Below are 24,990 nucleotides of genomic sequence, written 5' to 3'. Positions count from 1 at the left end.
GCGTCGGACGGGGCCCTCCGGCGTGCCCGGGGCTCGATAGGGTGAATGGCAGAGGCACCAGACAATCCAGGAGCGTGGACCATGAACGTTGTGACCCCGGTTGGCGGCGACAGCGTGGCGGCCCACACCTGGCCGGCCGTCCTCAACGCCCTGCTGGACGGCCGTGACCTCGCCGCCGACGACACCGCCTGGGTCATGGACCGGATCATGCGGGGCGAGGCCAGCGACGCCCAGATCGCCGGTTTCGCGGTGGCGCTGCGGGCCAAGGGCGAGACCGTCGCCGAGATCTCCGGGCTCGTGCGCACCATGTACGCGCACGCCCGGCTGATCGAGGTGCCCGGCCCCAGCGTGGACATCGTCGGCACCGGCGGCGACGGCGCCAAGACCGTCAACATCTCCACGATGTCCTCGATCGTGGTGGCCGGCACCGGCGCCAAGGTCGTCAAACACGGCAGCCGCGCCGCGTCCTCGGCCAGCGGCGCCTCCGACGTCCTCGAAAAGCTCGGCGTGAACCTCGACCTCAGCCCCCAGCGGGTCACCGAGGTCGCCGAGGAGGCGGGCATCACCTTCTGCTTCGCGGTGAAGTTCCACCCCGCGCTGCGCCATGTCGCCAACGCCCGCGCCCAGCTCGGCATCCGTACCACCTTCAATGTGCTGGGCCCGCTGACCAACCCCGCTCGTGTACGGGCCCAGGCCACCGGCGTCGCCGACGCCCGGATGGCGCCGATCCTGGCCGGGGTGCTCGCCGAGCGCGGCTCCTCGGCGCTGGTCTTCCGCGGCGACGACGGCCTGGACGAGCTGACCACCACCGCCACCTCCCGGGTGTGGGTGGTCCGCGACGGCGCGGTCCGCGAGGAGGGCTTCGACCCGCGCGACGTGGGCATCGGCCTCGTCCCGGTGGAGGCCCTGCGCGGCGCCGACGCCTCGTACAACGCCGATGTGGCCCGCCGCCTGCTGGACGGCGAGACCGGCCCGGTGCGCGAGGCGGTACTGCTCAATGCGGCGGCGGCCCTGGTGGCGCTGCATCCGTCCGAGGAGCCGCTGACGGAGCAGATCCGGGCCGGTATCGAGAAGGCCGCCGCGGCCATCGACTCGGGCGCGGCCAAGCGGGCGCTGGAGCGGTGGGTGGCGGCCAGCAACGCCTGAGGCGTCCGTGCGCCGGCCGCGACGCCGAAGCCGCGCCGCGCGGCCGTCACGCAGAGTGTGACGCAAGCCCCTGTCCGGTATCCGGACCGGGGCTTGCGCGCCCTTTGCCGTATGGCATGATGCAGCTCAGGTCACGAGTGACAGCGATGTAGGCCCCGGCCCGCTGTCCGGCAACCCTCCGTCCGTGGCGGGGTGCCCCGGGTGATGACCAGGCCGCAGGCAGCGAGGTCTGCGGCAAGCGCGGATCCCTCGCCAGGGATCCTGGTCCTCGAGGGAGCCCTTCCGTGATGCAGCGAATGCGATAGGGGCCTACGGCCCCGTTTCTCCGCCTCTTTTCTCTTCTCCGCTGCGGCCGTTCCGCGTGCGCTTTCGGGCACCTCTGCCGGTGCCTTCGCGCATCCGCCCGCAGTGAATTCGCTTACCTTTCACGGGAGTTCGCCATGTCTGTGTCCGCCGTTGCCGCCGACCGTTCCGTTTGTGTCCCGCTGCCGGTTCTGGGCCGGGATGTCCTCGTCCCGCTGGTGACCGGCGGCGAGGCCGTCTACGCCGCGCTGGACTACGCCGCCAGCGCCCCCGCCCTCCAGCGCGTCTGGGACGACGTCGCCGCCTACGCCCCGTACTACGGCAGCGTCCACCGCGGTGCCGGATACCTCTCGCAGCTGTCCACCGACCTCTTCGAGAACAGCCGTACGACGATCGCGGACTTCCTCGGCTGCCGCGCCGACGACCAGGTGGTCTTCACCCGCTCCACCACCGACTCGCTCAACCTCCTCGCCGCCGTACTCCCGCAGGGCACCCGGGTGTTCGTCTTCGAGACCGAGCACCACGCCTCCCTGCTGCCGTGGGAGCAGCGCGCCGGCGTCGAGGTCACCTACCTCAACGCACCGCGGACGCACGACGAGGCCGTCGACACCCTGGAGAAGGCCCTGGCCGAGCGCGAGCCCTGCTCCGCTGGGGACTCGGTAAAGAGCGGACCGGCGCTGGTGTGCGTCACCGGCGCCTCGAACGTGACCGGCGAGCTGTGGCCGGTCCGGGAACTGGCCGCCGCGGCCCATGCGCACGGCGCCCGGATCGTCCTCGACGCCGCGCAGCTCGCCCCGCACCACCCGCTGGACATCGCCGAACTGGACGTCGACTGGGTCGCCTTTTCCGGCCACAAGCTGTACGCGCCGTTCGGCGCCGGGGTGCTGGCCGGGCGCGCCGACTGGCTGCGGTCGGCCGACCCGTACCTGGCGGGCGGCGGCGCCAGCCGCAAGGTCTCGCGGCGTACGGACGGCGGCGTGGACGTCGAATGGCACACCACCGCGGCCCGCCACGAGGCCGGTTCGCCGAACGTCATCGGCGCCTACGCCATCGCCTCCGCCTGCCAGGCCCTGACCGAGGCCGGGTTCGACACCCTGGTCGCCCGCGAGCGGGAGCTGATCGCCCGGGTCCGCGCCGGGCTGGCCGAGGTCCCCGAGGTCAAGGTCCTCTCCCTCTTCGGCGACGACGCCCCGCGGGTGGGCGTGCTCTCCTTCGTCGTGGACGGCTGGAACAGCTCCCACTTCGCCGCCGCCCTCTCCGCCGAGTACGGCATCGGCGTCCGCGACGGCCTCTTCTGCGCCCACCCCCTCGTCCGCACCCTCCTCGGCACCGACCCCCAGGACCCGGGCGAATGCGGCGCCCCCGAGGCGGCCCCCGGTGAGCGCTCCCTCAATGCCATCCGCGTGAGCTTCGGCGCGGGCACGCCGGATGAGCATGTCGACCGCTTCGTCCGCGCGGTCAAGGAACTGGTCACGGACGGCGCGCGGTGGAACTACCGCACTGAGGACGGTCGTTGTGTCCCCGCGGAGTAGGGGGTTTCTCCCCACGTTTTTGTCTGCGGCGCCGTAGGGGTTTCTCGCCGTTGCTCCCCCAGCTAACGCTGGGAGGTACCCCCAGCGGCGGGCTGGGGTTGTGTGTCGGCCGCGGTGCCGCCCCTGCGGACTTCGTCCTCCGGTGCGTCCCCTCCCGACGGTGGGGGGTAAAGGGGCCGGTGGGGGCGTGCCTCGTATGTCGCGATCGACTGGCGGCACCCGCCCGCCCACGGATCCCCCACGGGTTTCTCCCACCCCCAACGGGGAGGGGCCGGGCCGCAGGACGAAGTTCGGAGGCTCGGTCCCGCTGCCGAACAGCCCCGCGCCAGCGGCAACGCCCGCCGCTGGGGGTACCTCCCAGCGTTAGCTGGGGGAGCAACGGCGAACAACCCCTACGGCGGGAAAGCCGACAACGTGGGGCTAAGCCTCCAGGCCGATCGCAAAGGCAGCCTCAAGGTCATGCTGCGAATAGGTGCGGAACGCAATGTGCGTCTCGGTGGACGCGACCCCGGGAATCTTGCTGATGCGGCCGGGGATGACGTCGGCCAGATCGTCGTGCTTCGCCACGCGAACCAGCGCGATCAGGTCGTGCGCGCCGGTGACGGAGTAGACCTCGCTGACGCCTTCCAGCGCGGCGATCTTCTCGGCGATCTCCGGGATCTGGTCCACGCTGGTCTTGATGAGCACGATCGACGTGATCACGGCTGGCTCTCTCCCTCGGTCGCCGGTTCGCTTCCCGGTTCGTTCCCCCTGGTGGACCCCACACTATCCCTCCCGTAGCGGGCCCATGCGTAGAGGAAGCCGAGGGCGAAGCCGACGACATGGGCGAGGTAGGCGACGCCGGGGCCGGTCGGGTCGTCCTGGGCGGACTGCCACTGGAGGACGAACCAGAAGAGCAGCACGATCCAGGCGGGGAAGCGCAGGGGGAGGAAGAAGAGGAAGGGGAAGACGCTGGTGACGCGGGCCCTGGGGAAGAGGTACAGGAAGGCGCCGAGGACGCCGGAGATCGAGCCGGAGGCGCCGACCAGGGTCTGGGGGGAGCCGGCGTGTGCCGCCGCGTAGCCGAGCAGGGCCAGATAGCCGACGATGAGGTAGAAGGCGGTGAAGGCGAACCGCCCCATCCGCGTTTCCGTCATCCCGCCGAAGACATACAAGAACAGCAGGTTGCCGAGCAGATGCAGCCAGCCGCCGTGGATGAACAGCGCGGTCAGCGGGGTGGCCAGGGCGTGCGGTGAGCCGCTCCACAGGTCGAGCGGGATCACGCCCCAGCGCGCGAAATACGCGGTCTGGGCCTGGGCCAGCGCCTGGCCGTGGCCGTACATCTGGTTCAGCCCGGAGGACGGGCCGACCACGAAGATCACGCAGCACAGCGCGATCAGGACATTCGTCATCCGCGAGAAGACCGCCGCCAGGGAGCGGACGGGATGCGGTGGCCGGGGGATACCCGGGAACAGAGACGGCGCCGTCATGAAGTGATCATGGCTCAATGGGGGCATTCGGGACAGAGTGCCTCGCCGCGTCCCGCCTCCTGGGCGCGGCCCGCGCCGGCCCCCTGTCAGGCCGTAGGGTTGCAGTCAGTACCTTGCGTAACCTTGCGCACTTTCGCAGCCCGAAAGAGAGGACGGCATGATGGGTGTTCCCTTGCCGACGGCCGAGACCCGGTGGCGCTGCACGCTCTGCGGCAATCTCACCCGGTTCGATGTCACCCGCCGGTCCAAGGTGGTGGAGTACGTGCACCTGGATCTGGCCGGGGCGCCGAAGGTGGAGGAGCGCGAGGTGCTCAGTGAGAGCATCGAGTCCGTGCGCTGCCGCTGGTGCAATGCGGTCGACCAGATCGAGCTGGTGGACCGGCCGGGCGCGAGCGCCTGAGATCGGAGCGAGCAAGCCGTGGTGGAGCGTCCAGAAAGGGAGCCGGGGGCGGCGTACGCCGACGCATCCGAGGGTGCCGTCGACGACGTGCTCGACCGTCCGCTGCCCGAGGGCGTACGGCGCCGGGTCGTGGCGCTCACCGCGGAGTCCTTCGGTGCGCTGACGATCACCGAACTGCCGCCCCCCTTGCGGCAGTACGCCCGTTTCACCCCCACTCGTCGCGCCAAGTTCGCGGGGAACGCGATGGCCGCGGCGCTGGAGAGCGATGCGGTCTTCCGGCAGCGGATCGCGGGCAAGCTGCGCGAGGCCCAGCCGGAGCTGGCCGCGGCGCTGGAGGACGGCACCCCGCCCGCGGCCGCCGATCCGCTCGATGTCGCGGCGGCCGCGTATGTGCTGCGCCCGGAGGGCTGGGTCAAGCTCGTCGCGGCGGCCGGCGAGGAGGCGCAGCGGGCGCGCGCCGAGCGGGCCGGCGAGGAGGCCGAACGGGAGCTGGCGCGGCTGCGCGAGGAGCTGGCGCAGGTGCGCGGCGAGGCGCGCGGCGACGTCGAGCGGGTGCGGGCGGATCTGGACGCGGCCCGTAAGGAGAACGAGTCGCTCCAGCGCAAACTGCGCAGTGCGCTCAGCGACGTCAAACGCGGTGAGGCGGCGGTGCGCAAGGCCGACGCGGCGCTGGAGGCGGCGCGTTCCCAGGGTGCGACCGAAAAGGCCCTTGCGGACAGCGAGCTGCGTCGGCTCAAGGCCCGTATCGCCGAGGCCGAGTCGGCGCTGGAGGCCAGTCGGCGGGCCGCCCGTGAGGGCCGCAGTGTCGAGGACATGCGGGTGCGCCTGCTGCTGGACACGGTGCTGGACGCCGCCCAGGGCCTGCGCCGCGAACTGGCCCTGCCGCCTGCCAGCATCCACCCCGCGGACACCGTCGAGGCGGTCGCCCCGGGCCGGATGACGCCCAAGGACATCGCGACCCGGGCGCTGTCGGAGATGGACCCGGCGCTGCTCGACCAGCTCCTGGCGCTGCCGCAGGCGCATTTGGTGGTGGACGGCTACAACGTGACCAAAACCGGCTATCCGACCATGCCGCTGGACAAGCAGCGGCTGCGGCTGCTGGGCGGGCTCGCGGTGCTGGCCGCGCAGACCGGCGCGGAGATGACCTGCGTCTTCGACGGCGCGGAGCTGGCGGCGCCGGTGCTGCTCGCGCCGCCGCGCGGGGTGCGGGTGCTGTTCAGCAAACCGGGCGTGACGGCCGACGAGTTGATCCGCCAGCTGGTACGGGCCGAGCCGCCCGGCCGCCCGGTCGTCGTGGTCTCGACCGACCGGGAGGTGGCCGACGGCGTCGCCAAGGCGGGCGCCCGTCCGGTGGCATCGGCCCTGCTGCTCAAGCGACTTGCCCGGACCTGACGGTTTTGCACCCTCCGGTGCCGGTCCCGCCGGGAAAATCGCTTGCGTTCCTCCCACCCTCCGTATCGCAGCGTCAAATGGCGCTTACTGCCTGTGTGATGTTGGTAAAGGATGGGGATGATGACGCAGTTTTTTCCCATGGGGATTTGAAGCGATCACAACTCGGTTACTAAGGTCGGGCTCCGAACCTTCATATTGGTGATCATCCAACCGGGATGGTCAGTGAAGGTACCGCCGAGTCCGCGGCGTTCGCGCGGAGCCGGGGCTTTGTCCCCCCACTTCCCGGTAGGCGGCTGGAGGAAGAAGGAGCTCGCCCCCGTGGCGTCCCACCGTCGACCCAAGCAGCCGAGCCGCACGCGCGTCACCGTTCTCACCGCGACTGCGGCAGCGGCCGTCGCCCTCTCCTCGCAGGCTGCCCAGGCCACGCCCAAGCAGGACAAGAAGGACGTCAAGGCCCAGGTTGACAAGCTCTACGCGCAGGCGGAGCAGGCCACCGAGAAGTACGACGGGGCCAAGGAAGACCAGAACAAGCTTCAGAAGGAGGTGGACAGCCTCCAGGACAAGGTCGCCCGCGGCCAGGAGGAGCTCAACACCCTCCGCAAGAGCGTGGGCGCCGTCGCCTCCGGCCAGTACCGCAGCGGCAGCATCGACCCCTCGGTCCAGCTCTTCCTCTCCGGCGACCCGAAGACCTACCTGGACAAGGCCTCCACCCTGGACCAGCTCAGCGGCCACCAGGCCCAGGAGCTGAAGACCATCGCGGACAAGCAGCGCCAGCTCGCCCAGGAGCGCGCCGAGGCCGCGGCCAAGATCAAGGACCTCTCCGACACCCGTAAGGCGCTCGGCGACAAGAAGGACGAGATCCAGGCCAAGCTCAACAAGGCGCAGCAGCTGCTGAACTCCATGACCGCCAAGGAGAAGGCGGCCATGGAGGCGGCGCAGCAGCGCGCCAACCGCGACAACAGCCGGGCCGACCTCGGCAACGACGCGCCGGCCTCGCAGCGCGGTGCGGCAGCCCTGGCCGCCGCCCAGTCCAAGATCGGCTCGCCCTACGTCTGGGGCGCCACCGGCCCGTCCTCCTTCGACTGCTCGGGCCTGACCTCCTGGGCGTACCAGCAGGCCGGCCAGTCGCTGCCGCGTACCTCCCAGGAGCAGGCCAACGCCGGTACCCGGATCGGCTCGGAGAGCGCCCTCAAGCCCGGCGACCTGGTGCTCTTCTTCGGCGACCTGCACCACATCGGCCTCTACGCGGGCAACGGCATGGTGCTGCACGCCCCGCACACGGGCGCCGCGGTGCGCTACGAGTCGATCAACAACATGCCCTTCCAGTTCGGTGTGCGGGTCTGACGCCTGCCGTCCGAACGGGCCCAACCTCCCGCCCGAACGGGCGAATTGCGGCCCCCGCCGCTGACTTCCCGCCCCGCCGGTGACCTGCACAGTCACCGGCGGGGCGGCGTTGTAGGGACGGCAACGGGTCTTTGGCCGGCGCCGACCGGCGCGGTTACTGTCCTGCCTCGCGGCCGCGAGGCACCGTCCGCCCTCCCGGGCGGCAGCGGCCGCGAGCAGGGGGGAGACCCCCGCCGGAAGGAGTGCGCCACCCGTGGGCTCCCATCGCCGTACCTCCCAGGCAGGTCCCGCCACCCGCACCGGTGTCACCGTCGTCTCGGCGGCCCTGGCCACCGCTGCGGCCGCACTGTCGGGCCAGCCGGCCTCGGCCGACCCCGTCGAACGGCCCGCCGCCGGCCGGGACGCGGCCGCCGCCCGGCTCGGCACGCTCTACGAACAGGCCGAGCGGGCCACCGAGAAGTTCAACGGTGTCGCCGAGGCGACCCGCGCACTGCGCGCGGAGGTGGCCCGCCTCCAGGACCGCACCGCCCGCGCCCAGCAGCGCGTCAATCGGCTGCGCACCCGGCTCGGCGCCCTGGCCGCCGCCCAGTACCGCGGCGGCGGCATCGACCCCACGGTGCGGCTGCTGCTGTCCGAACGCCCCGACAGCTTCCTGGAGAAGGCCGCCGAGCTCGACCGGATCACCAGCAGCCAGGCCGGTGAGCTGCGCGAGCTGCGGGCCGCGCAGCGGGAGCTGGAGCGGGAGCGCCGGGTGACCGCGGCGAAGCTGGCGGACCTGGTGGCGGGGCGCCGCAACGTGGCCCGCCACAAGAAGGACGTACGGCGCCGGCTGACCGCCGCCCGGAAGCTGTTCCACGCGCTGCCGCCGGGCGCCCGGGCGACCTTCGACCGGACCTCGCGAGGCGACGGCCGCGACGCGATGCTGCCCGGGCTCACCGACCTCTCCGGTCTGTCGGGCCTGTCCGAGGCCGCCGCGGCCTCCGGACGCGCCGCAGCGGCCGTCTCCGCGGTCCGCGCCGCCGTGGGCTCCCCGTACGCCTGGGGCAGCAGCGGCCCCGGCTCCTTCGACTGCTCCGGACTCACCCAATGGGCCTACGGGCGCGCCGGAGTCTTTCTCCCGCGCACCTCACAGGCCCAGCGCGGCGCCGGCCGGCCGGTGCCGGTGTCCCAGATGCAGCCCGGTGACCTGGTCATCTACCGCTCCGACGCCAGTCATGTCGGGATGTACGTGGGGGACGGAAAGGTCGTCCACGCGCCCTATCCCGGCGCCCGGGTGCGCTACGACCCGGTCGGCATGATGCCGGTCGCCGCCGTCACCAGGCCGTGAAACCCGGCCGGGGAACGGGTGCAGAACCCGCCGGGGAACGGGCGGGAAACCGGCGGGGAACGGGGAGCGAACCGGTGGGGGACCGGACGGGGGCCCGCGCGGATCCGGCCTGATCGGCCGCCCAGCGTTTTTGCGCCGCGCGGGCCGCACTTACGATCAGCGGCATGTCACGTCAGCGGGCGGGACGGCGCCGGCCGTCGCGGGCCGGGGCGGCCACCCGTGCCGTCCCGCTCCTCGCGCTGCTCGTCCCGCTGAGCGGCTGCGCGCCCCAGACCCCGCCGGGCGACCGCTACCCCGGCATCCAGCAGATGCTCGACGCCCGCGCCCGCGCCGTCCGGCATCGCGACACCGCCGCCCTCCTGGCCACCGTCGACCCGTCCGCCACGGCCTTCCGCGGCCGCCAGCGCCGGCTGATCACCAACCTCGCGCCGGTCCCCGTCACCGACTGGCGCTACGAGCTGCTCTCCACCGACGCCTTCGCGCTCCCGGGCGGCCCCCGCGGCCGGATGGCGGCCAAGGTACGGCTCAGCTACCGCCTGCGGGGCTATGACACCGCCCCGGTCACCTCCCTCCAGTACCTCACCCTGACCGAACGCGCCGGCCGCTGGCTGATCTCCGGCGACACCGACGGCGCCGCCGTGGGCCGGCCCGGCACCCGTCAGCTGTGGGACCAGGGCCCGGTACGGGTGGTGCGCGGCCGGCACAGCCTGGTGCTGGGCGGCGCCGAGGACCCGGCGCGGCTGCGCGATCTGGCGGACGAGGTGGACGCGGCGGTACCGGCCGTCTCCGACGCCTGGAAGGGCCGGTGGTCGGGCACGGTGGTGGTGGAGGCCCCGGACACCGTCGGCCAGATGGCACAGCTGCTGGGCAGCGGCGACGGCGACGGGTACACGGGCATCGCGGCCGTCACCACCGGGGAGGCCGGCGCCTCCGCGACCGCGCCCGCGGACCGGGTGATCGTCAACCCCGAGGCGTACGAGGAGCTCAACGCCCTCGGCCGGGAGGTCGTCCTCACCCACGAGACCACCCATGTCGCCACCCGTACGGTCACCACCGCGGCCACCCCGCTCTGGCTCTCCGAGGGCTTCGCCGACTGGGTCGCCTACCGCGACGTCCCCGACAAGGCGGCCACCACCGCCCCCGAGCTCTCCCACGCGGTCGCCGACGGCAAGACCCCCGACAGCCTCCCCACCGACGAGGACTTCGGCTTCCAGGCCGGCGCGGACCGGCTGGCGAAGGCGTACGAGGGCGGCTGGCTGGCGTGCCGGATGATCGCCGACAAGTGGGGCGAGGCCAAGCTGCTCGCCTTCTACCGGGCCGCGGGCCGCACCGGGACCGAGAGCGCCTCGGGACGCCTGGGCCCGCCCCTGGAGGCCCTCCAGGCCGTCCACCACCCCCGCCCGCACCGTTCGCCCGGCTCCGCCCAGGCCCGCGACCGCCGCCCGGCCCGGGCCGAGCGGCTGGACCAGGCGATGCGGGACCAGCTGGGCGTCGGGCTGGCAGAGTTCACGCGGGAGTGGCGGGCGTACGTCGAGGGGCAGCTGCGGTGAGCCGCGGGCGGCCGCTCCCGGGGGCGGCGGTGGCGCTCGCCGCCGGGCGGCGAGGCGGTACTGTCGGCCGGAACCGGCCTGCCGTGGCCGCGCCCGCGACCCCGCCGAAAGACCCACCGTGCACAAGACCCTGATCGTCACCAACGACTTTCCGCCAAGGCCCGGCGGCATCCAGGCCTTTCTGCACAGCATGGCGCTGCGCCTGGACCCCTCCCGGGTCGTCGTCTACGCCTCGACCTGGAAGCACACCGAGGAGGGGCGCGCGGCCACCGCCGCCTTCGACGCCGAGCAGCCGTTCACGGTGGTCCGCGACCGTACGACCATGCTCCTGCCCACGCCCCGGGTGACCCGCCGCGCCACCGCCCTGCTGCGCGAACACGGCTGCTCCTCCGTGTGGTTCGGCGCGGCCGCGCCGCTGGGCCTGATGGCCCCGGCCCTGCGGGCCGCCGGCGCCCGGCGCATCGTGGCGACCACGCACGGCCACGAGGCGGGCTGGGCGCAGCTCCCCGCCGCCCGGCAGCTGCTGCGCCGTATCGGCGAGGACACCGACACCCTGACGTATCTGGGCGAATACACCCGTTCCCGGATCGCCGCCGCGCTCACGCCCGCGGCCGCCGCCCGCATGGTCCAACTCCCGCCCGGGGTCGACGAGAAGACCTTCCACCCCGACTCGGGCGGCGCGGCGGTACGGGCCCGCCTCGGCCTCACCGACCGCCCGGTGATCGTCTGCGTCTCGCGGCTCGTCCCGCGCAAGGGCCAGGACACCCTCATCGAGGCGATGCCCGCGGTGCTCGCCGCGGTCCCGGACGCGGTCCTGCTGATCGTCGGCGGCGGTCCCTCCGAGCAGGATCTGCACGCGCTGGCCCAGGCGAAGGGCGTCGCCGGCTCCGTACGCTTCACCGGCGCCGTCCCCTGGGAGGACCTGCCCGCCCACTTCGGCGCCGGGGACGTCTTCGCGATGCCCTGCCGGACGCGGCGTGGCGGCCTCGACGTGGAGGGCCTGGGCATCGTGTACCTGGAGGCTTCCGCGACGGGCCTGCCGGTCGTCGCGGGCGACTCCGGGGGTGCGCCGGATGCCGTTCTCTCCGGCGAGACGGGGTGGGTGGTGCCGGGGGGGTCCCCGACTCCCACGGCGGAGCGCCTCGTTGCCCTCCTCCAGGACCCGGCCCTGCGCCAGCGGATGGGTGCGCGGGGGCGCGCGTGGGTGGAGGAGCGGTGGCGCTGGGACCTGCTCGCCGAGCGGCTGAAGCGGTTGCTTTAGCGCCCCACGTTGTCGGCCGTCCCGCCGTGGGGCTTGTTCGCCGTTGCTCCCCCAGCTAACGCTGGGAGGTGCCCCCAGCGGCGGGCGTTGCCGCTGGCGCGGGGCTGTTCGGCTGCGGGACTGGGCCTCCGGACTCCGTCCTGCGGCCCGGCCCCTCCCCATTGGGGGTGGAGAAGAACCAGTGGGGGTGCACGTGATCGCTCGCGTGCACCCCCACCGGCCTTCTACCCCCACTCACGGGAGGGGGCGGCCCGCAGGACGAAGTCCGGAGGGCTGTCACCGCACCCGACAAACCCACGCCCGCCGCTGGGGGCACCTCCCAGCGTTAGCTGGGGGAGCAATGGCGAGAAGAACCCACGGCGGGAAAGTCGAAAACGTGGGGAGAAGCCTCAACCCCGGTACAGCGACTCGATCTCCTCGGCGAAGTCCTTCGCCACCACGTTCCGCTTCAGCTTCAGGGACGGGGTCACATGCCCCGACTCCTCCGTGAACTGCGTCGGCAGGATGCGGAACTTCCGGACCGACTCGGCCTTCGAGACGGCCGCGTTTCCGTCGTCCACCGCGCGCTGGACGGCGGCCAGCAGGGCGGGGTCCTCGGCGATGTCGGACGGGGCGACATCGCCCGGGTGGCCGTGTTCCTCGGCCCAGCGGGGGAGGAACTCTTCGTCGAGGGTGATCAGCGCGCCGATGAAGGGGCGGCCGTCGCCGACGACCATGCATTCGGCGATCAGGGCGTGGGCGCGGATACGGTCCTCGATGACCGCCGGGGCGACGTTCTTGCCGCCCGCGGTGACCAGGATTTCCTTCTTGCGGCCGGTGATGGCGAGGTAGCCGTCCTCGTCGAGGGTGCCGATGTCGCCGGTGTGGAACCAGCCGTCGGAGAGGGCCTCTTCGGTGGCGGTGGGGTTGTTCCAGTACTCGGTGAAGAGGTGCTCGCCGTGCAGGAGGACCTCGCCGTCGTCGGCGATCCGGACGACGGAACCGGGCAGCGGCTGGCCGACCGTGCCGATCTTCTGGCGGTCCCAGGGGTTGAAGGCGGTGGCCGCACAGGACTCCGTCAGGCCGTAGCCCTCCAGGGCGGTGAAGCCGATGCCGCGGTAGAAGTGGCCCAGCCGCTCGCCGAGCGGGGCGCCGCCCGAGATGGCGTGGGTGGCGCGGCCGCCGAGGACGCCGCGGAGCTTGCCGTAGACGACGCGGTCGAAGACCTTGTACTTGAGCTTGAGGCCGAGCGAGGGGCCGCCCGCGCTGTCCAGTGCCCGGCTGTACTCGATCGCGGTGTCGGCCGCCTTGTCGAAGATCTTGCCCTTGCCGTCGGCCTGCGCCTTGGCCCGCGCCGAGTTGTAGACCTTCTCGAAGACGCGGGGGACGCCGAGGATCATGGTCGGCTTGAAGGACGCCAGATCGTCGGTGAGGTTCTTGATGTCCGGGGCGTGGCCGAGGCGGATGGGGGCCATCAGCGCGGCCACCTGCACCATGCGGCCGAAGACGTGCGCGATGGGCAGGAAGAGCAGGACGGACGCCTCGCCCGTACGGAACAGGGGGCGCAGGCGCTCGACGATGTTGCCGCACTCGGCGAAGAAGCTGCGGTGGCTGAGCACACAGCCCTTGGGGCGGCCGGTGGTGCCGGAGGTGTAGACGATGGTGGCGGGCGAGTCCGCATCGGCCATCGCGCTGCGCTCGTCGACCTGTTCGTCGGTGATGTCCTCGCCCGCGGCCCGCAGCCGGGAGACCGCGTCCCGTTCGATCTGCCAGATGTTCTCCAGGTCCGGCAGCCGGTCGCGGACGGCCTCCACGGTGGCCTCATGGGCCGGGGACTCCACCAGGCAGGCCACCGCGCCCGAGTCGCCGAGTATCCACTGGATCTGCTCGGCGGAGCTGGTCTCGTACACCGGGACGGTGATCGCGCCGGCGCTCCAGATCGCGAAGTCCAGCAGCGTCCACTCGTAGCGGGTGCGCGACATCAGGCCGACCCGGTCGCCGGGCTTGACCCCCGAGGCCATCAGACCTTTGGCGACGGCGCGGACCTCGGCGAGGAAGGCGGTGGCGGTGACGTCCTGCCACCGGCCGTTCACCTTGCGTCCAATGACGGCAACATCCGGGTGCTGCGCGGCATTTCGGCGGATGAGATCCGTCAGATTGCCGTCGGCAGGGACCTCGTACAGGGCCGGAAGGCTGAACTCGCGCAAGGTGCTGCTCCTCATTGGCGCCGGTGCCACGACGCTGTGTGCACACCGGTTGCGGTCCATGATCTGCGGGGGGAGTGGACTGCCCGGACGTTACCCATCGGTATTGCTTTTGGGATAGGGGGTTACGGCCAGATGTTTGATGCGTCACACGCTTTACAAGGGGATTTCGACACGCCTTACGACACGCCTGGGGACTGCTTCGCGCAGACTAGTCCAGCACGATGCTGACCCGAAAGTAACCCCAGGTCGCGGCCGCCCTCCCGGCATCTGCCCCGGGCATCTAGGGTGGCGCCATGCGTGTGCATGTGGTCAGTGACGTCCATGGCAACAGCAGTGGCCTGGCTGCCGCGGGGGAGGGTGCCGACGCCCTGGTCTGCCTCGGTGACCTGGTGCTCTTCCTCGATTACGCCGATCATTCGCGCGGCATCCTCCCCGACCTGTTCGGCGCCGACAACGCCCGCGCCCTGGTCGAGCTGCGCACCGCCCGCCGCTTCGAGGAGGCCCGTGACCTGGGACGCAGGCTCTGGGAAGAGGTGACCGGGGCGGGCCGCAGCCGCGAGTCCGTCATCGAGGCCGCGGTGCGCAAGCAGTACGCCGAGCTGTTCGCCGCCTTCCCCGCCCCTACGTACGCCACCTACGGGAATGTCGATATCCCGCGACTGTGGAAGGAGTACGCCGGGGAGGGCGTGACCGTCCTCGACGGGCAGCGGGTCGAGATCGGCGGCTGGGTCTTCGGGTTCGTCGGGGGCGGGCTGACCTCCCCCGCGCGCACCCCCTACGAGATCGGGGACGAGGAATACGCCGCCAAGATCGCCGCGGTGGGGGAGGTGGACGTGCTGTGCACCCACATTCCGCCGGAGGTCCCCGAGCTGTGCTACGACACCGTCGCGCGCCGCTTCGAGCGGGGAAGTACGGCCCTGCTGGAGGCGATTCGCGCCACCCGGCCCCGTTACTCCCTTTTCGGGCACGTCCATCAGCCGCTGGCCCGGCGGATGCGGATCGGCGCCACGGAGTGCGTCAATGTCGGGCACTTCAACGCGACCGGGACGCCGTATGTCCTTCAGTGGTGAGTCGGGGGGCGGGATGCGGATCCGGCCGCGCGTCCGCCGCCGTGCCCCCGCGCGGTAGCCTTCAGCAGCACAGACACGGAGTTTGACGGGCTTTACGGGCTTGACGCGAGTCGGCGGACCCGGTCGGCGGACCGCGCATCGGCATGGAAGGCATGGAGGAGTCACGGCGATGGCCGAACACACCAGCTCAAGCATCACGATCGAGGCGGCGCCCGCCGAAGTGATGTCAGTGATCGCCGACTTCGACCGCTATCCGGAGTGGACCGGCGAGGTCAAGGAGGCGGAGGTGCTCGCCACGGACGACCGCGGCCGCGCCGAGCAGGTGCGCCTGGTGCTCGACGCCGGAGCCATCAAGGACGACCACACCCTGGCCTACACCTGGACCGGCGAGAACGAGGTCGCCTGGTCGCTGGTCAAATCGCAGATGCTGCGCGCGCTGGACGGCTCCTACCGGCTCGCGGCGGTGCGCGGCGGCGCGGCCACCGAGGTGACCTACCAGCTCACCGTCGACGTCAAGATCCCGATGCTCGGGATGATCAAGCGCAAGGCGGAGAAGGTCATCATCGACCGGGCGCTGGCCGGTCTGAAGAAGCGCGTGGAGAGCGGTTCCGCCGAGGGTTCCGCCGCCGACGAGGGCAAGAAGCTCTGAGCGTGCAGACCGTCCTGTTCACCGGCCCCGGCGGTGCGGGCCGCACCACGCTCGCCGCCGCGACCGCCCTGGCCGGCGCCCGGCGGGGAGCGCGCGTCCTGCTGCTGACCACCGGCGGCGAGGCGGCCGGGGCGGTACTGGGCACGGCGCTCGCCGCGGATGCCGCGACCCCGATAGTCCCCGGCCTGTACGCCCGCCGCATCGATTCCGGCGACCGCTTCCGCCAGGAGTTCCTCGCCTTCCAGGAACGCGCCGGAGCCGCCCTCGATCTGCTCGGTGCCGCCCCCCTGGACGAGGACGAACTCACCGAACTCCCCGGCTCCGAGACCTTCGCGCTGCTGCACGCCCTGCGCACCGAACACGCCTCGGGCGCCTGGGATCTGCTCGTCCTCGATATGCCGCCGGCCGCCGAAACGATCCGGCTGCTCGCCCTGCCCGCCCAGGCCCGCCGCTATCTGCGCCGCCTCCTGCCGCCCGAACGCCAGGCCGCCCGCGCCCTGCGCCCGGTGCTCGCCCAGCTCGCCGGGGTCCCGATGCCGGCCCAGAAGCTGTACGAGGCCGCCGACCGCTGGGAGCGCGAACTCGCCGCCGTCCAGCGGGTGATCGAGGCCCCCGGCACCCGCGTCCGCCTGGTCACCGACGCCGGCCCCCTCGCCCTGGCGCAGCTGCGGCCGCTCCGCGCCGGCCTGGCCCTTTACGGCCGCCACACCGATGCCATCGTGGTCAACCGGCTGGTGCCCACCGGCTCCGCCGACCCGTTCCTCGCCGCCCTCTCCGGCGGCCAGCAGACCGCCCTGAAGGCGCTGCGCGAGGAGTTCCCCGATGTGCCGGTGCACGAGGTGCCGCACCTGGGCCGCGACCCGCAGGGCGTCGAGGAGCTGGACGAGCTGATCGACGGGCCCGCCGGCGAGATCGGCGACACCGGTCCGGGCGGCGACCCCTGGACCGTCGAGGACCGCCTCGCCGCCGACGGCATCCTGCTGTGGCGGGTCCCGCTGCCCGGCGCCCGCCGCGAGGGCCTCGGCCTGGTGCGCCGCGGCGACGAAATCGTCGTCACCGTCGGCCCCTTCCGCCGCATCCGTACGCTGCCGTCCGCGCTGCGCCGCTGCTCGGTCTCCGGCGCCGGACTGCATGACGGCGTCCTCGACATCCGCTTCACCCCCGACCCCGGACTGTGGCCCCGGAGCGGTGCGGCGGACCCCGGGGAGAGTTCCTGAACGGCGTACCACCATTCGGGTAACGTCGGGAGTAGCCCGCCGCTGGAGTCCACGGAGACGACCATGAGTGATGCCACCGAGCGCCCTGCCGACCGTACGGACGGCTTCGACGCCGATGCCTGGGAGACCGCCTGCGCCGAGGACCTCGCGGCGGAGCAGGTCCGCCGCCGCGGCCAGTACGGCCCGCCGCCGGGCAGCGCCGCCGACGAGCTGCGCAAGCTCGCCGAGGCCGTCACCGACAAGCTCGCCGGGATCCAGCTGCCCGGCGCGCTGGGCGGCATCGCCGCGCAGAGCGCCGTCAGCCAGATCTTCCGGCAGGCCAAGGCCGCCGTCGAGCCGGTCATCGAGCGCAACCCCGATGTCTTCGACCATCTCGCGGCGGCCGGATCCGAACTCCTCGCCGCCTACCGCTCCGCCGTCGAGCGCAGCGAACGCCGCTGGACCCGCGACGAGACGGCCGGGCGCCGCGAGGGCCGTTCCACCGACCCGCGCGACGACGACGGGGGCCCCACCGGTACCGAGCGGATCGACCTCGACTGACGTCCCGCCACCGTCAGCGGCGACGAGGACACGGAAGGCGGTCCCTCCTCCGGTACGGTTGATCCCGGCGGGGAGCCGAGCGAAAAACTGAGGGACACATGGGACTCACCATCGGCGTCGACATCGGCGGCACGAAGATCGCGGCCGGCGTGGTCGACGAAGAGGGCTCGATCCTTGAGACGTGCCAGGTACCGACCCCGCAGGCCACCGACGCCCTGACCGAGGCGATCGCGGACGCGGTCCGCACGGTCGGCAGCGGCCACCAGATCGAGGCGGTCGGCATCGGCGCGGCCGGCTATGTCGACGAGAAGCGGGCCACGGTCCTCTTCGCGCCCAACATCGACTGGCGCCACGAACCGCTCAAGGACAAGGTCGAACAGCGCGTCGGCCTCCCCGTGGTCGTCGAGAACGACGCCAACGCCGCGGCGTGGGGCGAGTACAAGTTCGGCGCCGGCCAGGGCCACAGCGACGTCATCTGCATCACCCTGGGCACGGGCCTGGGCGGCGGCATCATCATCGGCAACAAGCTGCGCCGCGGCCGCTTCGGCGTCGCCGCGGAATTCGGCCACATCCGGGTGGTGCCCGACGGTCTGCTGTGCGGCTGCGGCAGCCAGGGCTGCTGGGAGCAGTACGCCTCCGGGCGCGCCCTGCTCCGCTACGCCAAGCAGCGCGCCTTCGCCACCCCCGAGAACGCCACGGTGCTGCTCTCGCTCGGCGACGGCACCCCCGAAGGCATCGAGGGCAAGCACATCAGCGCCGCCGCCCGCCGGGGCGACAAGGTCGCCATCGACTCCTTCCGCGAACTGGCCCGCTGGGCCGGTGCGGGCCTGGCCGACCTCGCCTCGCTCTTCGACCCGTCCGCCTTCATCGTCGGCGGCGGCGTCTCGGACGAGGGCGAGCTGGTCCTCGACCCGATCCGCAAGTCCTTCCGCCGCTGGCTGGTGGGCAACCAGTACCGCCCGCACGCCCAGGTCCTCGCCGCCCAGCTCGGCGGCAAGGCCGGTCTGGTGGGCGCGGCCGACCTGGCGCGCCAGGGCTGAGGGGCGCGGTGGCCGAGCACCCCCGACGTCCCGCGAGCGCCACCGGCGAGGGCCCTGCGCCCGAGACCGGTGACGTGAGCGGCTCGGCGGTCGTCCGGGTGCTCAGCTACAACATCCGCTCCCTGCGCGACGACCGGGCGGCGCTGGCGCGCATCCTCCGCGCCTGCGCCCCCGATCTCGTCCTGGTCCAGGAGGCGCCGCGGTTCTTCCGCTGGCGCAAGGCCGCCGAGCGGCTGGCCCGTTCCGCCGGGCTGGTCTACGTCACCGGCGGCGCCACGACCGCCGGCCCGATGATCCTCTCCACGCTGCGCGCCCATGTGGAGCGCACCGAGGACATCCTGCTGCCGCGCACCCCCGGTCTGCACCAGCGCGGTTTCGCGACCGCCGTGGTACGGATCGCCGGTGCCCGGCTGGGCGTGCTCAGCTGCCATCTCAGCCTCGCCGACGCGGAACGCCATGCGCAGGCCGGGCTGCTGCTGGAGCGGCTGGCGCTGCTGGACGCGCCGTACGCGGTCGCGGGCGGGGACCTCAACGACCGTCCCGACGGGCGGAGTTTCCGGCGGCTGGCGGGCGCGCTGACGGACGCCTGGGCGGCTCGGCCGCGGGGCGGGGAGATGACCTCCACGCCCCGGGATCCGCATCAGCGGATCGACGCCCTCTTCGTCAGCGAGGGCGTCGACGTGCTCGGGTGCGGGGTCCCGCACGGGCTCCCCGGAGTGCGGCAGGCGGACCTGGAGGCGGCCTCCGACCATCTGCCGGTGCTGGCGGACCTGCGGGTACCGGCCGCCGCCTAGGCCCCTGCCCGGTGGGCGGCGGCTCGGTGGGTGGCCGCTCGGCGGCGGCTCACACCACCGCGCCCCCGCCCGGCAGGTCGTCGTCCTCCCCGCTGTCGTTCTTCATCCGTCCGACCAGGGTGGCGAAGCCGCCGAGGAAGCCGCCGATGCCGAGGACGGCGATCCACCACGTCATCGGCTGCTGGATGATCACCATCGCCACCAGCAGCAGCGGCCCGCCCAGTACGGCGATCCAGGCGAACTTCGTGGTGACGTCCGCCTGGGGCAGCGGGGGCGGCTCGGGCGGGGTGAAGTGGCCCTCGTCTGCCGCGTCGAAGTCGTCGTCGGACGCCTCGGCGGCGGACCAGTCGCGCGGGCCCACACCGGGCGCGAAGACGATGAACGAACCCGGACGCGCGCCCGCGGCGCCGCTGCCGCCCTTGGTGTCCGTACCGGCCGGACCCTTGTCCGCGGCGTCGTCCCCCGCTTCGTCCCCCGCGTCGTCCTTGTCCGGGCCCGTCCGCGTCGGGCGCTCGTCCGCCGTCGGGAACTCCGGCTGCTCGCCGTAGCCCGCGACGATCTCGGCCCAGGCGGCCTCCTCGTCCAGCGGATCCCGGGGATCGCGGGGGCTATGCTCCGCCACGGGCCGCCGCCTCCTCCGCGGCTCCGCCCGGCGCGGCCTCGGCCGCGAGCCGGGTGATGAAGGCGACGGTCTCCGCGCCGATCTTCTCCGCGTCGTGGTCGAGCGTGGCGACGTGGTAGCTGCGCTCCAGCAGCAGATGCCGCACGTCCGTGGAGGACACCCGGGCCAGGATCCGCTCGGAGTCCGCGGGCGGTACGACATGGTCCTGCGGGCTGGTCATCACCAGCAACGGCTGGGTGACGCCGGGCAGTTCGGAGTCCACCTGCTGGAAGAAGCGGCGCAGCGAGTAGGCGGCGTGCAGCGGCACCCGGTCGTAGCCGACCTCCTCGGCGCCCGGCTTGGCGATATCGCTGGCGATGCCCTTCGTGGTCCGCACGAGATGCCGCAGCACCGGAAGCAGCCCGGCCGCGGCATCATGGACCTTGTTGGCAGGGTTGACCAGGGCCACGCCGCTGATCGCGGTGCCGTGCCGGGCGGCCAGGCGCAGCGCCAGTGCGCCGCCCATCGACAGGCCGCAGACGAAGACCTTGGTGCAGCGCTCGGTGAGCGCGCGCAGCTCGCGGTCGACCTCGGCGTACCAGTCCTGCCAGGTGGTGATCTGCAGATCCTGCCAGCGGGTGCCGTGCCCGGGCAGCAGGGGCAGGGCGACGCTGAGCCCCTGGTCGGCCAGATGCTCGGCCCAGGGGCGTACGGACTGCGGGGAGCCGGTGAAGCCGTGACAGACGAGCACGCCGACCTCTCCGCCGTCACGGCGGAACGGCTCGGCTCCGGGAAGGAGCGGCACCGGGGAACTCCGATCGATAAGGGGCCTGGTGGGTTACCTCAGCGTACGCGGAGCGACGCGGAGCGGATAGATCCGGCGGCCACCGCGCGGCTCGTGTGCGCCCGGCCCGTCCGGCCCGGACCTCGGGCCCGCGCCGCGTTCCGCCGGATCGGGCCGTCGCAGCCCCGCCGCGGCAAGCGGGGGGCCGGGGCAGGTTAAGGTCTTTGCGTCACACACAGGAGGCAGTCGGTTGATCTACGGCGCAATGAAGTTTTCCATCGGCGGGTCGCTCAAGCTTGCGTTCCGCCCCTGGGTGGAAGGCATCGAGAACGTTCCCGCCGAGGGTCCGGCGATCCTCGCGAGCAACCATCTGTCCTTCTCGGACTCCTTCTTCCTGCCCGCGGTGCTCGACCGCAAGGTCACCTTCATCGCGAAGTCCGAGTACTTCACCTCGCCGGGGATCAAGGGCAAGCTGACCGCCGCGTTCTTCAAGGGCGTGGGCCAGCTGCCCGTTGACCGCTCGGGTGCCCGCGGCGCGGGCGAGGCGGCCATCAAGAGCGGCATCGAGGTGCTGGAGCGCGGTGAGCTGTTCGGCATCTACCCGGAGGGCACCCGCTCCCCGGACGGCCGGCTCTACCGCGGCAAGCCGGGCGGTCTGGCGCGGGTCGCGCTGGCCACCGGGGCGCCGGTCATCCCCGTGGCGATGATCGACACCGAGAAGGTGCAGCCCCCCGGCAAGGTCGTGCCGAAGATGATCCGGCCGGGCATCCGCATCGGCAAGCCGCTGGACTTCACCCGCTACCAGGGCATGGAGGGCGACCGCTTCATCCTGCGGTCGGTCACCGACGAGGTCATGTACGAGATCATGAAGCTGTCCGGCCAGGAGTACGTCGACATCTACGCGACGGCGGCCAAGCGGCAGCTCGCCGAGGCGGCGAAGGCGGCGGAGGCGCAGAAGAAGGCGGAGGCGGACGCCGGCAAGTCGGCCGGCAAGCCCGCCGATACGGGGAAGGCCGAGGCGGCCGGGGCCTAGCGGCGCCCGGCGAGGGGTGGGGGGCCGGTATGACGGATGCCGATATAGCGACGGTGAGCGGCGCCGCCAGGCGCCACGGCAAGCGCCCGCCAAGGGTGTTGCGGATGTCCGTCGAGCTGCCGCTGTGGCGGGCGCTCACCGGCTACCGCATCCTCACCCTCGGCTACGTCCTGTGCCTGTTCGCGCTCTCCTACCAGCAGTACGCCCATCCGCTGGGCGCCGCCGCCTACATGGCGGCGCTCACCGTCTGGATGGGCTTCACCTGGCGGTGCACCACCTCCGCGGAGCGCTGCACCCGCCACTTCCTGCTGGGCGATCTCGGCTTCGCGGTCGGCGGGATCCTGCTGACGCCGCTGGTGGACACCCACGCCCGCATCATGGACGGCGGGCCCACCCTGCCCTCCATCTGGACGGCGGGCGCGGTCCTGGGCTTCGCGATCAAACGGGGCTGGCGCTGGGCGGCGGTGGCCTCGGCCCTGGTGGCCGTCACCAACCTCGGCGAACGCCAGGACCTGGCCCGCGACACCATCCACAACGTCGTCCTGGTGTGGGTGGCCAGCGTCGCCATCGGCTATGTCGTCGAGGTCGCCCGCGCCAGTGAGCGCACCCTGGCCCGCGCCCTCCAGATAGAGGCGGCCACCCGCGAACGCGAGCGGCTGGCCCGCGACATCCACGACAGCGTGCTCCAGGTGCTGGCGATGGTGCAGCGGCGCGGCGCCGCGATCGGCGGCGAGGCGGCCGAACTGGGCCGGATGGCCGGCGAACAGGAGGTCGCGCTGCGCACGTTGGTCTCCGGCGGGCTGATGCCGCAGCGCACCGCGCAGCCGCCGGTGCAGTCCGCCGCGGCCCCGGCCGCCGCCGCGGCGCCCACGCCGGACGACGGCCCGTGCGACGTCCGCGCCCTGCTCGCCCCGTACGCGGGCGCCGGCGTGACCTTCTCCGAACCCGGCGCCCCGGTCGAGCTGCCGGGTGCCGCGGCGGCGGAGCTGGCGGCCGCTGTCGGTGCCGCGCTGGACAATGTACGAGTCCACGCCGGGGCCGGTGCCCAGGCGTGGATCCTGGTCGAGGACGAACCGCAGGCGGTGATCGTCACGGTGCGCGACGACGGCCCCGGCATCCCCGAGGGCCGCCTCGCCGACGCCGAGCGCGAGGGCCGCCTCGGGGTGGCCCTGTCGATCCGCGGCCGGCTGCGGGATCTGGGCGGCCGCGCCGAGTGGATCTCGGTCCCCGGCCAGGGCACGGAAGTGGAGTTGACGGTTCCCAAGGGCGCGCAGCCCAAGGGCAGGGGGAAGGCGTGAGCGTGAACGACCAGGCGGGCACCACGGGCCTGAAGGTGATGGTGGTCGACGACCATCCGATGTGGCGGGACGCGGTCGCGCGGGATCTGGCCGAGGCCGGCTTCGAGGTGGTGGCGACGGCCGGTGACGGCCTCCAGGCGGTGCGCCGGGCCCGGGCCGCCGCGCCCGATGTGCTGGTCCTCGACCTCAATCTGCCGGAGCTGCCCGGCGTCCAGGTGTGCAGGGAACTGGTCGGCTCCCTGCCGGGGCTGCGGGTGCTGGTGCTCTCCGCCAGCGGTGAGCACGCCGACGTCCTGGAGGCCGTCAAATCCGGTGCGACCGGCTATCTGCTGAAGTCCGCGAGCACCGGGGAACTGCTCGACGCGGTGCGCCGTACGGCCGTCGGCGATCCGGTCTTCACCCCCGGCCTCGCCGGTCTGGTCCTGGGCGAGTACCGCCGCCTGGCCACCGAACCGGCCCCCGCCGCACCGGACGAACCGGGCGCCCCGCAGCTGACGGAGCGGGAGACCGAGGTGCTGCGCCTGGTGGCCAAGGGCCTCTCGTACAAGCAGATCGCCGAACGCCTGGTGATCTCGCACCGCACGGTGCAGAACCACGTCCAGAACACCCTCGGCAAGCTCCAGTTGCACAACCGCGTGGAGCTGGTGCGCTATGCCATCGAGCGCGGCCTGGACGATGCGTAGGGCCGGTCCGAGGGCCTGACCGACGGCGCCTGCGTCCCCAGGGGTTCCCCTCGTACGAGTGAATGCCGTGCCGTCAACTCACCGGTATCGCCACGAAATCGACAGGTGCCCCATCCCGGAGTGACATGGATCACCATTAGCGTGACCGCGTCTGCTCATACACGTCATGCACGGCCGTGCGCGGCCGTCGACACGGGATGTAGGTGAAGCGATGCGGGTCGGAGTACTCACCGGCGGCGGCGACTGCCCTGGTCTGAACGCGGTGATCCGGGGTGCCGTCCGTAAGGGCACCCAGGAATACGGATATGACTTCGTCGGCTTCCGGGACGGCTGGCGCGGTCCGTTGGAGGGCAACACCGTGCCGCTGGACATCACGGCGGTCCGCGGGATCCTGCCGCGCGGCGGCACCATCCTCGGCTCCTCGCGGACCAATCCGTTCACGGAGGAGGACGGCGTCCGCCGGATCAAGGACAACCTCGCCAAGTACGAGGTCGACGCGCTGATCGCGATCGGCGGCGAGGACACCCTGGGGGTCGCCACCCGGCTGTCGGGCGAACACGACGTGCCGTGCGTCGGCGTCCCCAAGACCATCGACAACGACCTGTCGGCCACCGACTACACCTTCGGTTTCGACACCGCCGTCGGCGTCGCCACCGAGGCCATCGACCGGCTGCACACCACCGCCGAATCCCATATGCGGGTCCTGGTCGTCGAGGTGATGGGCCGGCACGCCGGCTGGATCGCCCTGCACTCCGGCCTGGCCGGCGGCGCCAACGTCATTCTTATTCCTGAGCAGCGCTTCGACATCGGCGAGGTCTGCGGCTGGATCGAATCGCGCTTCAAGGTCCGCTACGCGCCGATCGTGGTCGTCGCCGAGGGCGCGATGCCCAAGGACGGCCAGATGGTCCTCAAGGACGACTCCACCGACTCCTTCGGCCATGTCCGGCTCTCGGGCGTGGGCGAATGGCTGGCCAAGGAGATCGAGGCCCGCACGGGCAAGGAGGCCCGGACGACGGTGCTCGGGCACACCCAGCGCGGCGGTACGCCCAGCGCCTTCGACCGCTGGCTGGCCACCCGCTTCGGACTGCACGCCATCGACGCGGTCCATGACGGCGACTTCGGGAAGATGGTCGCGCTGCGCGGCACCGACATCGTCCGCGTCCCGATCGCCGAGGCCACCGCCAAGCTGAAGACGGTCGATCCGGCGCTGTATGCCGAGGTGGGGGTCTTCTTCGGCTGAGGCGCGTCCGAGGGGTGCCGCCGGCCGGTGTTCCGCGCGGCGCCGCGCGCCCATGGGCCGTATATTCGCCGTACGCGACATATACGGCCCATTGCGCGTATGCGGGGCAAACCGTACCGGCGGGAGAGAAC

The 24,990-nt window shown here is 72.5% G+C and carries 23 protein-coding genes and 1 riboswitch; of the genes, 18 read left to right on the top strand and 5 right to left on the bottom strand.

Annotation, left to right across the window (positions count from 1 at the left end; genetic code table 11):
- The first annotated feature begins 81 nt into the window (after nucleotides 1-81).
- Both trpD and B1H19_RS12640 read left to right on the top strand, forming a co-directional pair.
- Nucleotides 82-1,146, top strand: coding sequence for an anthranilate phosphoribosyltransferase (trpD, locus tag B1H19_RS12645; protein WP_083104792.1), 1,065 nt, complete (start codon nucleotides 82-84; stop codon nucleotides 1,144-1,146).
- Nucleotides 1,147-1,275: 129 nt separating this feature from the next.
- Nucleotides 1,276-1,393, top strand: a riboswitch (SAM riboswitch).
- Nucleotides 1,394-1,586: 193 nt separating this feature from the next.
- Nucleotides 1,587-2,981: an aminotransferase class V-fold PLP-dependent enzyme gene (locus B1H19_RS12640; RefSeq protein ID WP_083104789.1), complete on the top strand. Its 1,395-nt coding sequence runs from the start codon at nucleotides 1,587-1,589 to the stop codon at nucleotides 2,979-2,981.
- Between the two features lie 420 nt (nucleotides 2,982-3,401).
- Here B1H19_RS12640 and B1H19_RS12635 read toward each other — a convergent pair whose 3' ends face one another.
- On the bottom strand, nucleotides 3,402-3,683 hold the full coding sequence (locus B1H19_RS12635) for an Lrp/AsnC ligand binding domain-containing protein (RefSeq protein WP_083104786.1): 282 nt from the start codon (nucleotides 3,681-3,683) through the stop codon (nucleotides 3,402-3,404).
- Nucleotides 3,680-4,372, bottom strand: coding sequence for a rhomboid family intramembrane serine protease (locus B1H19_RS12630; protein WP_083109580.1), 693 nt, complete (start codon nucleotides 4,370-4,372; stop codon nucleotides 3,680-3,682). The genes B1H19_RS12635 and B1H19_RS12630 overlap by 4 nt, the downstream gene beginning before the upstream one ends.
- A 238-nt stretch (nucleotides 4,373-4,610) precedes the next feature.
- Between B1H19_RS12630 and B1H19_RS12625 the strand changes: the two genes are divergently transcribed.
- The 6 genes from B1H19_RS12625 to B1H19_RS12600 all read left to right on the top strand — a co-directional run bounded on the left by B1H19_RS12625 (nucleotide 4,611) and on the right by B1H19_RS12600 (nucleotide 11,724).
- On the top strand, nucleotides 4,611-4,850 hold the full coding sequence (locus tag B1H19_RS12625) for a hypothetical protein (RefSeq protein ID WP_083104784.1): 240 nt from the start codon (nucleotides 4,611-4,613) through the stop codon (nucleotides 4,848-4,850).
- A gap of 18 nt (nucleotides 4,851-4,868) precedes the next feature.
- The gene (locus B1H19_RS12620) at nucleotides 4,869-6,242 is read left to right on the top strand and encodes an NYN domain-containing protein (protein WP_203237138.1); all 1,374 of its coding nucleotides are present in this window, start codon (nucleotides 4,869-4,871) and stop codon (nucleotides 6,240-6,242) included.
- 318 nt (nucleotides 6,243-6,560) lie between these two features.
- Nucleotides 6,561-7,586 (top strand): C40 family peptidase, encoded by a 1,026-nt coding sequence (locus B1H19_RS12615; RefSeq protein WP_083104782.1) that lies wholly within the window; start codon nucleotides 6,561-6,563, stop codon nucleotides 7,584-7,586.
- Between the two features lie 253 nt (nucleotides 7,587-7,839).
- Nucleotides 7,840-8,913, top strand: coding sequence for a C40 family peptidase (locus B1H19_RS12610; protein WP_083104780.1), 1,074 nt, complete (start codon nucleotides 7,840-7,842; stop codon nucleotides 8,911-8,913).
- Between the two features lie 164 nt (nucleotides 8,914-9,077).
- Nucleotides 9,078-10,463, top strand: coding sequence for a hypothetical protein (locus B1H19_RS12605; RefSeq protein ID WP_083104778.1), 1,386 nt, complete (start codon nucleotides 9,078-9,080; stop codon nucleotides 10,461-10,463).
- Between the two features lie 118 nt (nucleotides 10,464-10,581).
- Nucleotides 10,582-11,724 (top strand): glycosyltransferase family 4 protein, encoded by a 1,143-nt coding sequence (locus B1H19_RS12600; protein ID WP_083104775.1) that lies wholly within the window; start codon nucleotides 10,582-10,584, stop codon nucleotides 11,722-11,724.
- 389 nt (nucleotides 11,725-12,113) lie between these two features.
- On the opposite strand, the gene B1H19_RS12595 is transcribed toward B1H19_RS12600, so the two are convergent.
- Nucleotides 12,114-13,910: an AMP-dependent synthetase/ligase gene (locus B1H19_RS12595; protein ID WP_083104772.1), complete on the bottom strand. Its 1,797-nt coding sequence runs from the start codon at nucleotides 13,908-13,910 to the stop codon at nucleotides 12,114-12,116.
- A 293-nt stretch (nucleotides 13,911-14,203) separates the two neighbouring features.
- On the opposite strand from B1H19_RS12595, the gene B1H19_RS12590 reads away from it, so the two are divergent.
- The 6 genes from B1H19_RS12590 (at nucleotide 14,204) to B1H19_RS12565 (ending at nucleotide 19,220) form a co-directional block, all read left to right on the top strand.
- Nucleotides 14,204-14,980 carry a metallophosphoesterase family protein gene (locus B1H19_RS12590; protein ID WP_083104770.1) on the top strand — a complete coding sequence of 259 codons (777 nt, stop codon included), beginning with the start codon at nucleotides 14,204-14,206 and terminating at the stop codon, nucleotides 14,978-14,980.
- 169 nt (nucleotides 14,981-15,149) lie between these two features.
- A complete protein-coding gene (locus B1H19_RS12585) occupies nucleotides 15,150-15,629 on the top strand; it encodes an SRPBCC family protein (protein ID WP_083104767.1) in 480 nt (159 codons plus the stop codon).
- Nucleotides 15,630-15,631: 2 nt separating this feature from the next.
- Nucleotides 15,632-16,846, top strand: a complete 1,215-nt coding sequence (locus B1H19_RS12580) for an ArsA family ATPase (RefSeq protein WP_083104763.1) — start codon at nucleotides 15,632-15,634, stop codon at nucleotides 16,844-16,846.
- Between the two features lie 63 nt (nucleotides 16,847-16,909).
- Entirely contained in the window at nucleotides 16,910-17,386 is a 477-nt protein-coding gene (locus B1H19_RS12575) for a DUF5304 domain-containing protein (RefSeq protein WP_083104761.1), read from the top strand.
- 98 nt (nucleotides 17,387-17,484) lie between these two features.
- Complete coding sequence (locus tag B1H19_RS12570) at nucleotides 17,485-18,426, top strand: ROK family glucokinase (RefSeq protein WP_083104758.1); 942 nt, start codon at nucleotides 17,485-17,487, stop codon at nucleotides 18,424-18,426.
- Nucleotides 18,427-18,434: 8 nt separating this feature from the next.
- Nucleotides 18,435-19,220, top strand: a complete 786-nt coding sequence (locus tag B1H19_RS12565; RefSeq protein WP_418361445.1) for an endonuclease/exonuclease/phosphatase family protein — start codon at nucleotides 18,435-18,437, stop codon at nucleotides 19,218-19,220.
- A 49-nt stretch (nucleotides 19,221-19,269) separates the two neighbouring features.
- Here the strand turns inward: B1H19_RS12565 and B1H19_RS12560 are convergent, their stop codons facing one another.
- A complete protein-coding gene (locus tag B1H19_RS12560; protein ID WP_083104756.1) occupies nucleotides 19,270-19,842 on the bottom strand; it encodes a hypothetical protein in 573 nt (190 codons plus the stop codon).
- Complete coding sequence (locus B1H19_RS12555; RefSeq protein ID WP_030071661.1) at nucleotides 19,829-20,626, bottom strand: alpha/beta hydrolase; 798 nt, start codon at nucleotides 20,624-20,626, stop codon at nucleotides 19,829-19,831. The genes B1H19_RS12560 and B1H19_RS12555 overlap by 14 nt, the downstream gene beginning before the upstream one ends.
- A gap of 244 nt (nucleotides 20,627-20,870) precedes the next feature.
- Between B1H19_RS12555 and B1H19_RS12550 the strand changes: the two genes are divergently transcribed.
- From B1H19_RS12550 to B1H19_RS12535, 4 genes are all read left to right on the top strand, one after another.
- The gene (locus B1H19_RS12550) at nucleotides 20,871-21,638 is read left to right on the top strand and encodes a lysophospholipid acyltransferase family protein (protein WP_083104754.1); all 768 of its coding nucleotides are present in this window, start codon (nucleotides 20,871-20,873) and stop codon (nucleotides 21,636-21,638) included.
- A gap of 29 nt (nucleotides 21,639-21,667) precedes the next feature.
- The gene (macS, locus tag B1H19_RS12545) at nucleotides 21,668-22,936 is read left to right on the top strand and encodes a MacS family sensor histidine kinase (RefSeq protein ID WP_418361444.1); all 1,269 of its coding nucleotides are present in this window, start codon (nucleotides 21,668-21,670) and stop codon (nucleotides 22,934-22,936) included.
- Nucleotides 22,937-22,974: 38 nt separating this feature from the next.
- Entirely contained in the window at nucleotides 22,975-23,619 is a 645-nt protein-coding gene (locus tag B1H19_RS12540; RefSeq protein ID WP_083109577.1) for a response regulator, read from the top strand.
- 211 nt (nucleotides 23,620-23,830) lie between these two features.
- Nucleotides 23,831-24,859 carry a 6-phosphofructokinase gene (locus B1H19_RS12535; RefSeq protein WP_083104748.1) on the top strand — a complete coding sequence of 343 codons (1,029 nt, stop codon included), beginning with the start codon at nucleotides 23,831-23,833 and terminating at the stop codon, nucleotides 24,857-24,859.
- Nucleotides 24,860-24,990 lie beyond the last annotated feature (131 nt).

Origin of the sequence: Streptomyces gilvosporeus, assembly GCF_002082195.1 — a bacterium.
Classification (GTDB): Bacteria; Actinomycetota; Actinomycetes; order Streptomycetales; family Streptomycetaceae; genus Streptomyces; species Streptomyces gilvosporeus.
Note: the sequence above shows the minus strand (reverse complement) of the source record. Positions and strands in the feature narration are given on the sequence as shown.

Excerpts from the sequence above, each read along its gene's own strand:
- trpD (WP_083104792.1), top strand. The coding sequence starts at position 82 with ATGAACGTTGTGACCCCGGTTGGCGGCGACAGCGTGGCGGCCCACACC.
- B1H19_RS12625 (WP_083104784.1), top strand. The coding sequence starts at position 4,611 with ATGGGTGTTCCCTTGCCGACGGCCGAGACCCGGTGGCGCTGCACGCTC.
- B1H19_RS12550 (WP_083104754.1), top strand. The coding sequence starts at position 20,871 with ATGAAGTTTTCCATCGGCGGGTCGCTCAAGCTTGCGTTCCGCCCCTGG.
- B1H19_RS12640 (WP_083104789.1), top strand. The coding sequence starts at position 1,587 with ATGTCTGTGTCCGCCGTTGCCGCCGACCGTTCCGTTTGTGTCCCGCTG.
- B1H19_RS12540 (WP_083109577.1), top strand. The coding sequence starts at position 22,975 with ATGGTGGTCGACGACCATCCGATGTGGCGGGACGCGGTCGCGCGGGAT.
- B1H19_RS12575 (WP_083104761.1), top strand. The coding sequence starts at position 16,910 with ATGAGTGATGCCACCGAGCGCCCTGCCGACCGTACGGACGGCTTCGAC.
- macS (WP_418361444.1), top strand. The coding sequence starts at position 21,668 with ATGACGGATGCCGATATAGCGACGGTGAGCGGCGCCGCCAGGCGCCAC.
- B1H19_RS12590 (WP_083104770.1), top strand. The coding sequence starts at position 14,204 with ATGCGTGTGCATGTGGTCAGTGACGTCCATGGCAACAGCAGTGGCCTG.
- B1H19_RS12535 (WP_083104748.1), top strand. The coding sequence starts at position 23,831 with ATGCGGGTCGGAGTACTCACCGGCGGCGGCGACTGCCCTGGTCTGAAC.
- B1H19_RS12585 (WP_083104767.1), top strand. The coding sequence starts at position 15,150 with ATGGCCGAACACACCAGCTCAAGCATCACGATCGAGGCGGCGCCCGCC.
- B1H19_RS12630 (WP_083109580.1), bottom strand. The coding sequence starts at position 4,372 with ATGACGAATGTCCTGATCGCGCTGTGCTGCGTGATCTTCGTGGTCGGC.
- B1H19_RS12570 (WP_083104758.1), top strand. The coding sequence starts at position 17,485 with ATGGGACTCACCATCGGCGTCGACATCGGCGGCACGAAGATCGCGGCC.
- B1H19_RS12605 (WP_083104778.1), top strand. The coding sequence starts at position 9,078 with ATGTCACGTCAGCGGGCGGGACGGCGCCGGCCGTCGCGGGCCGGGGCG.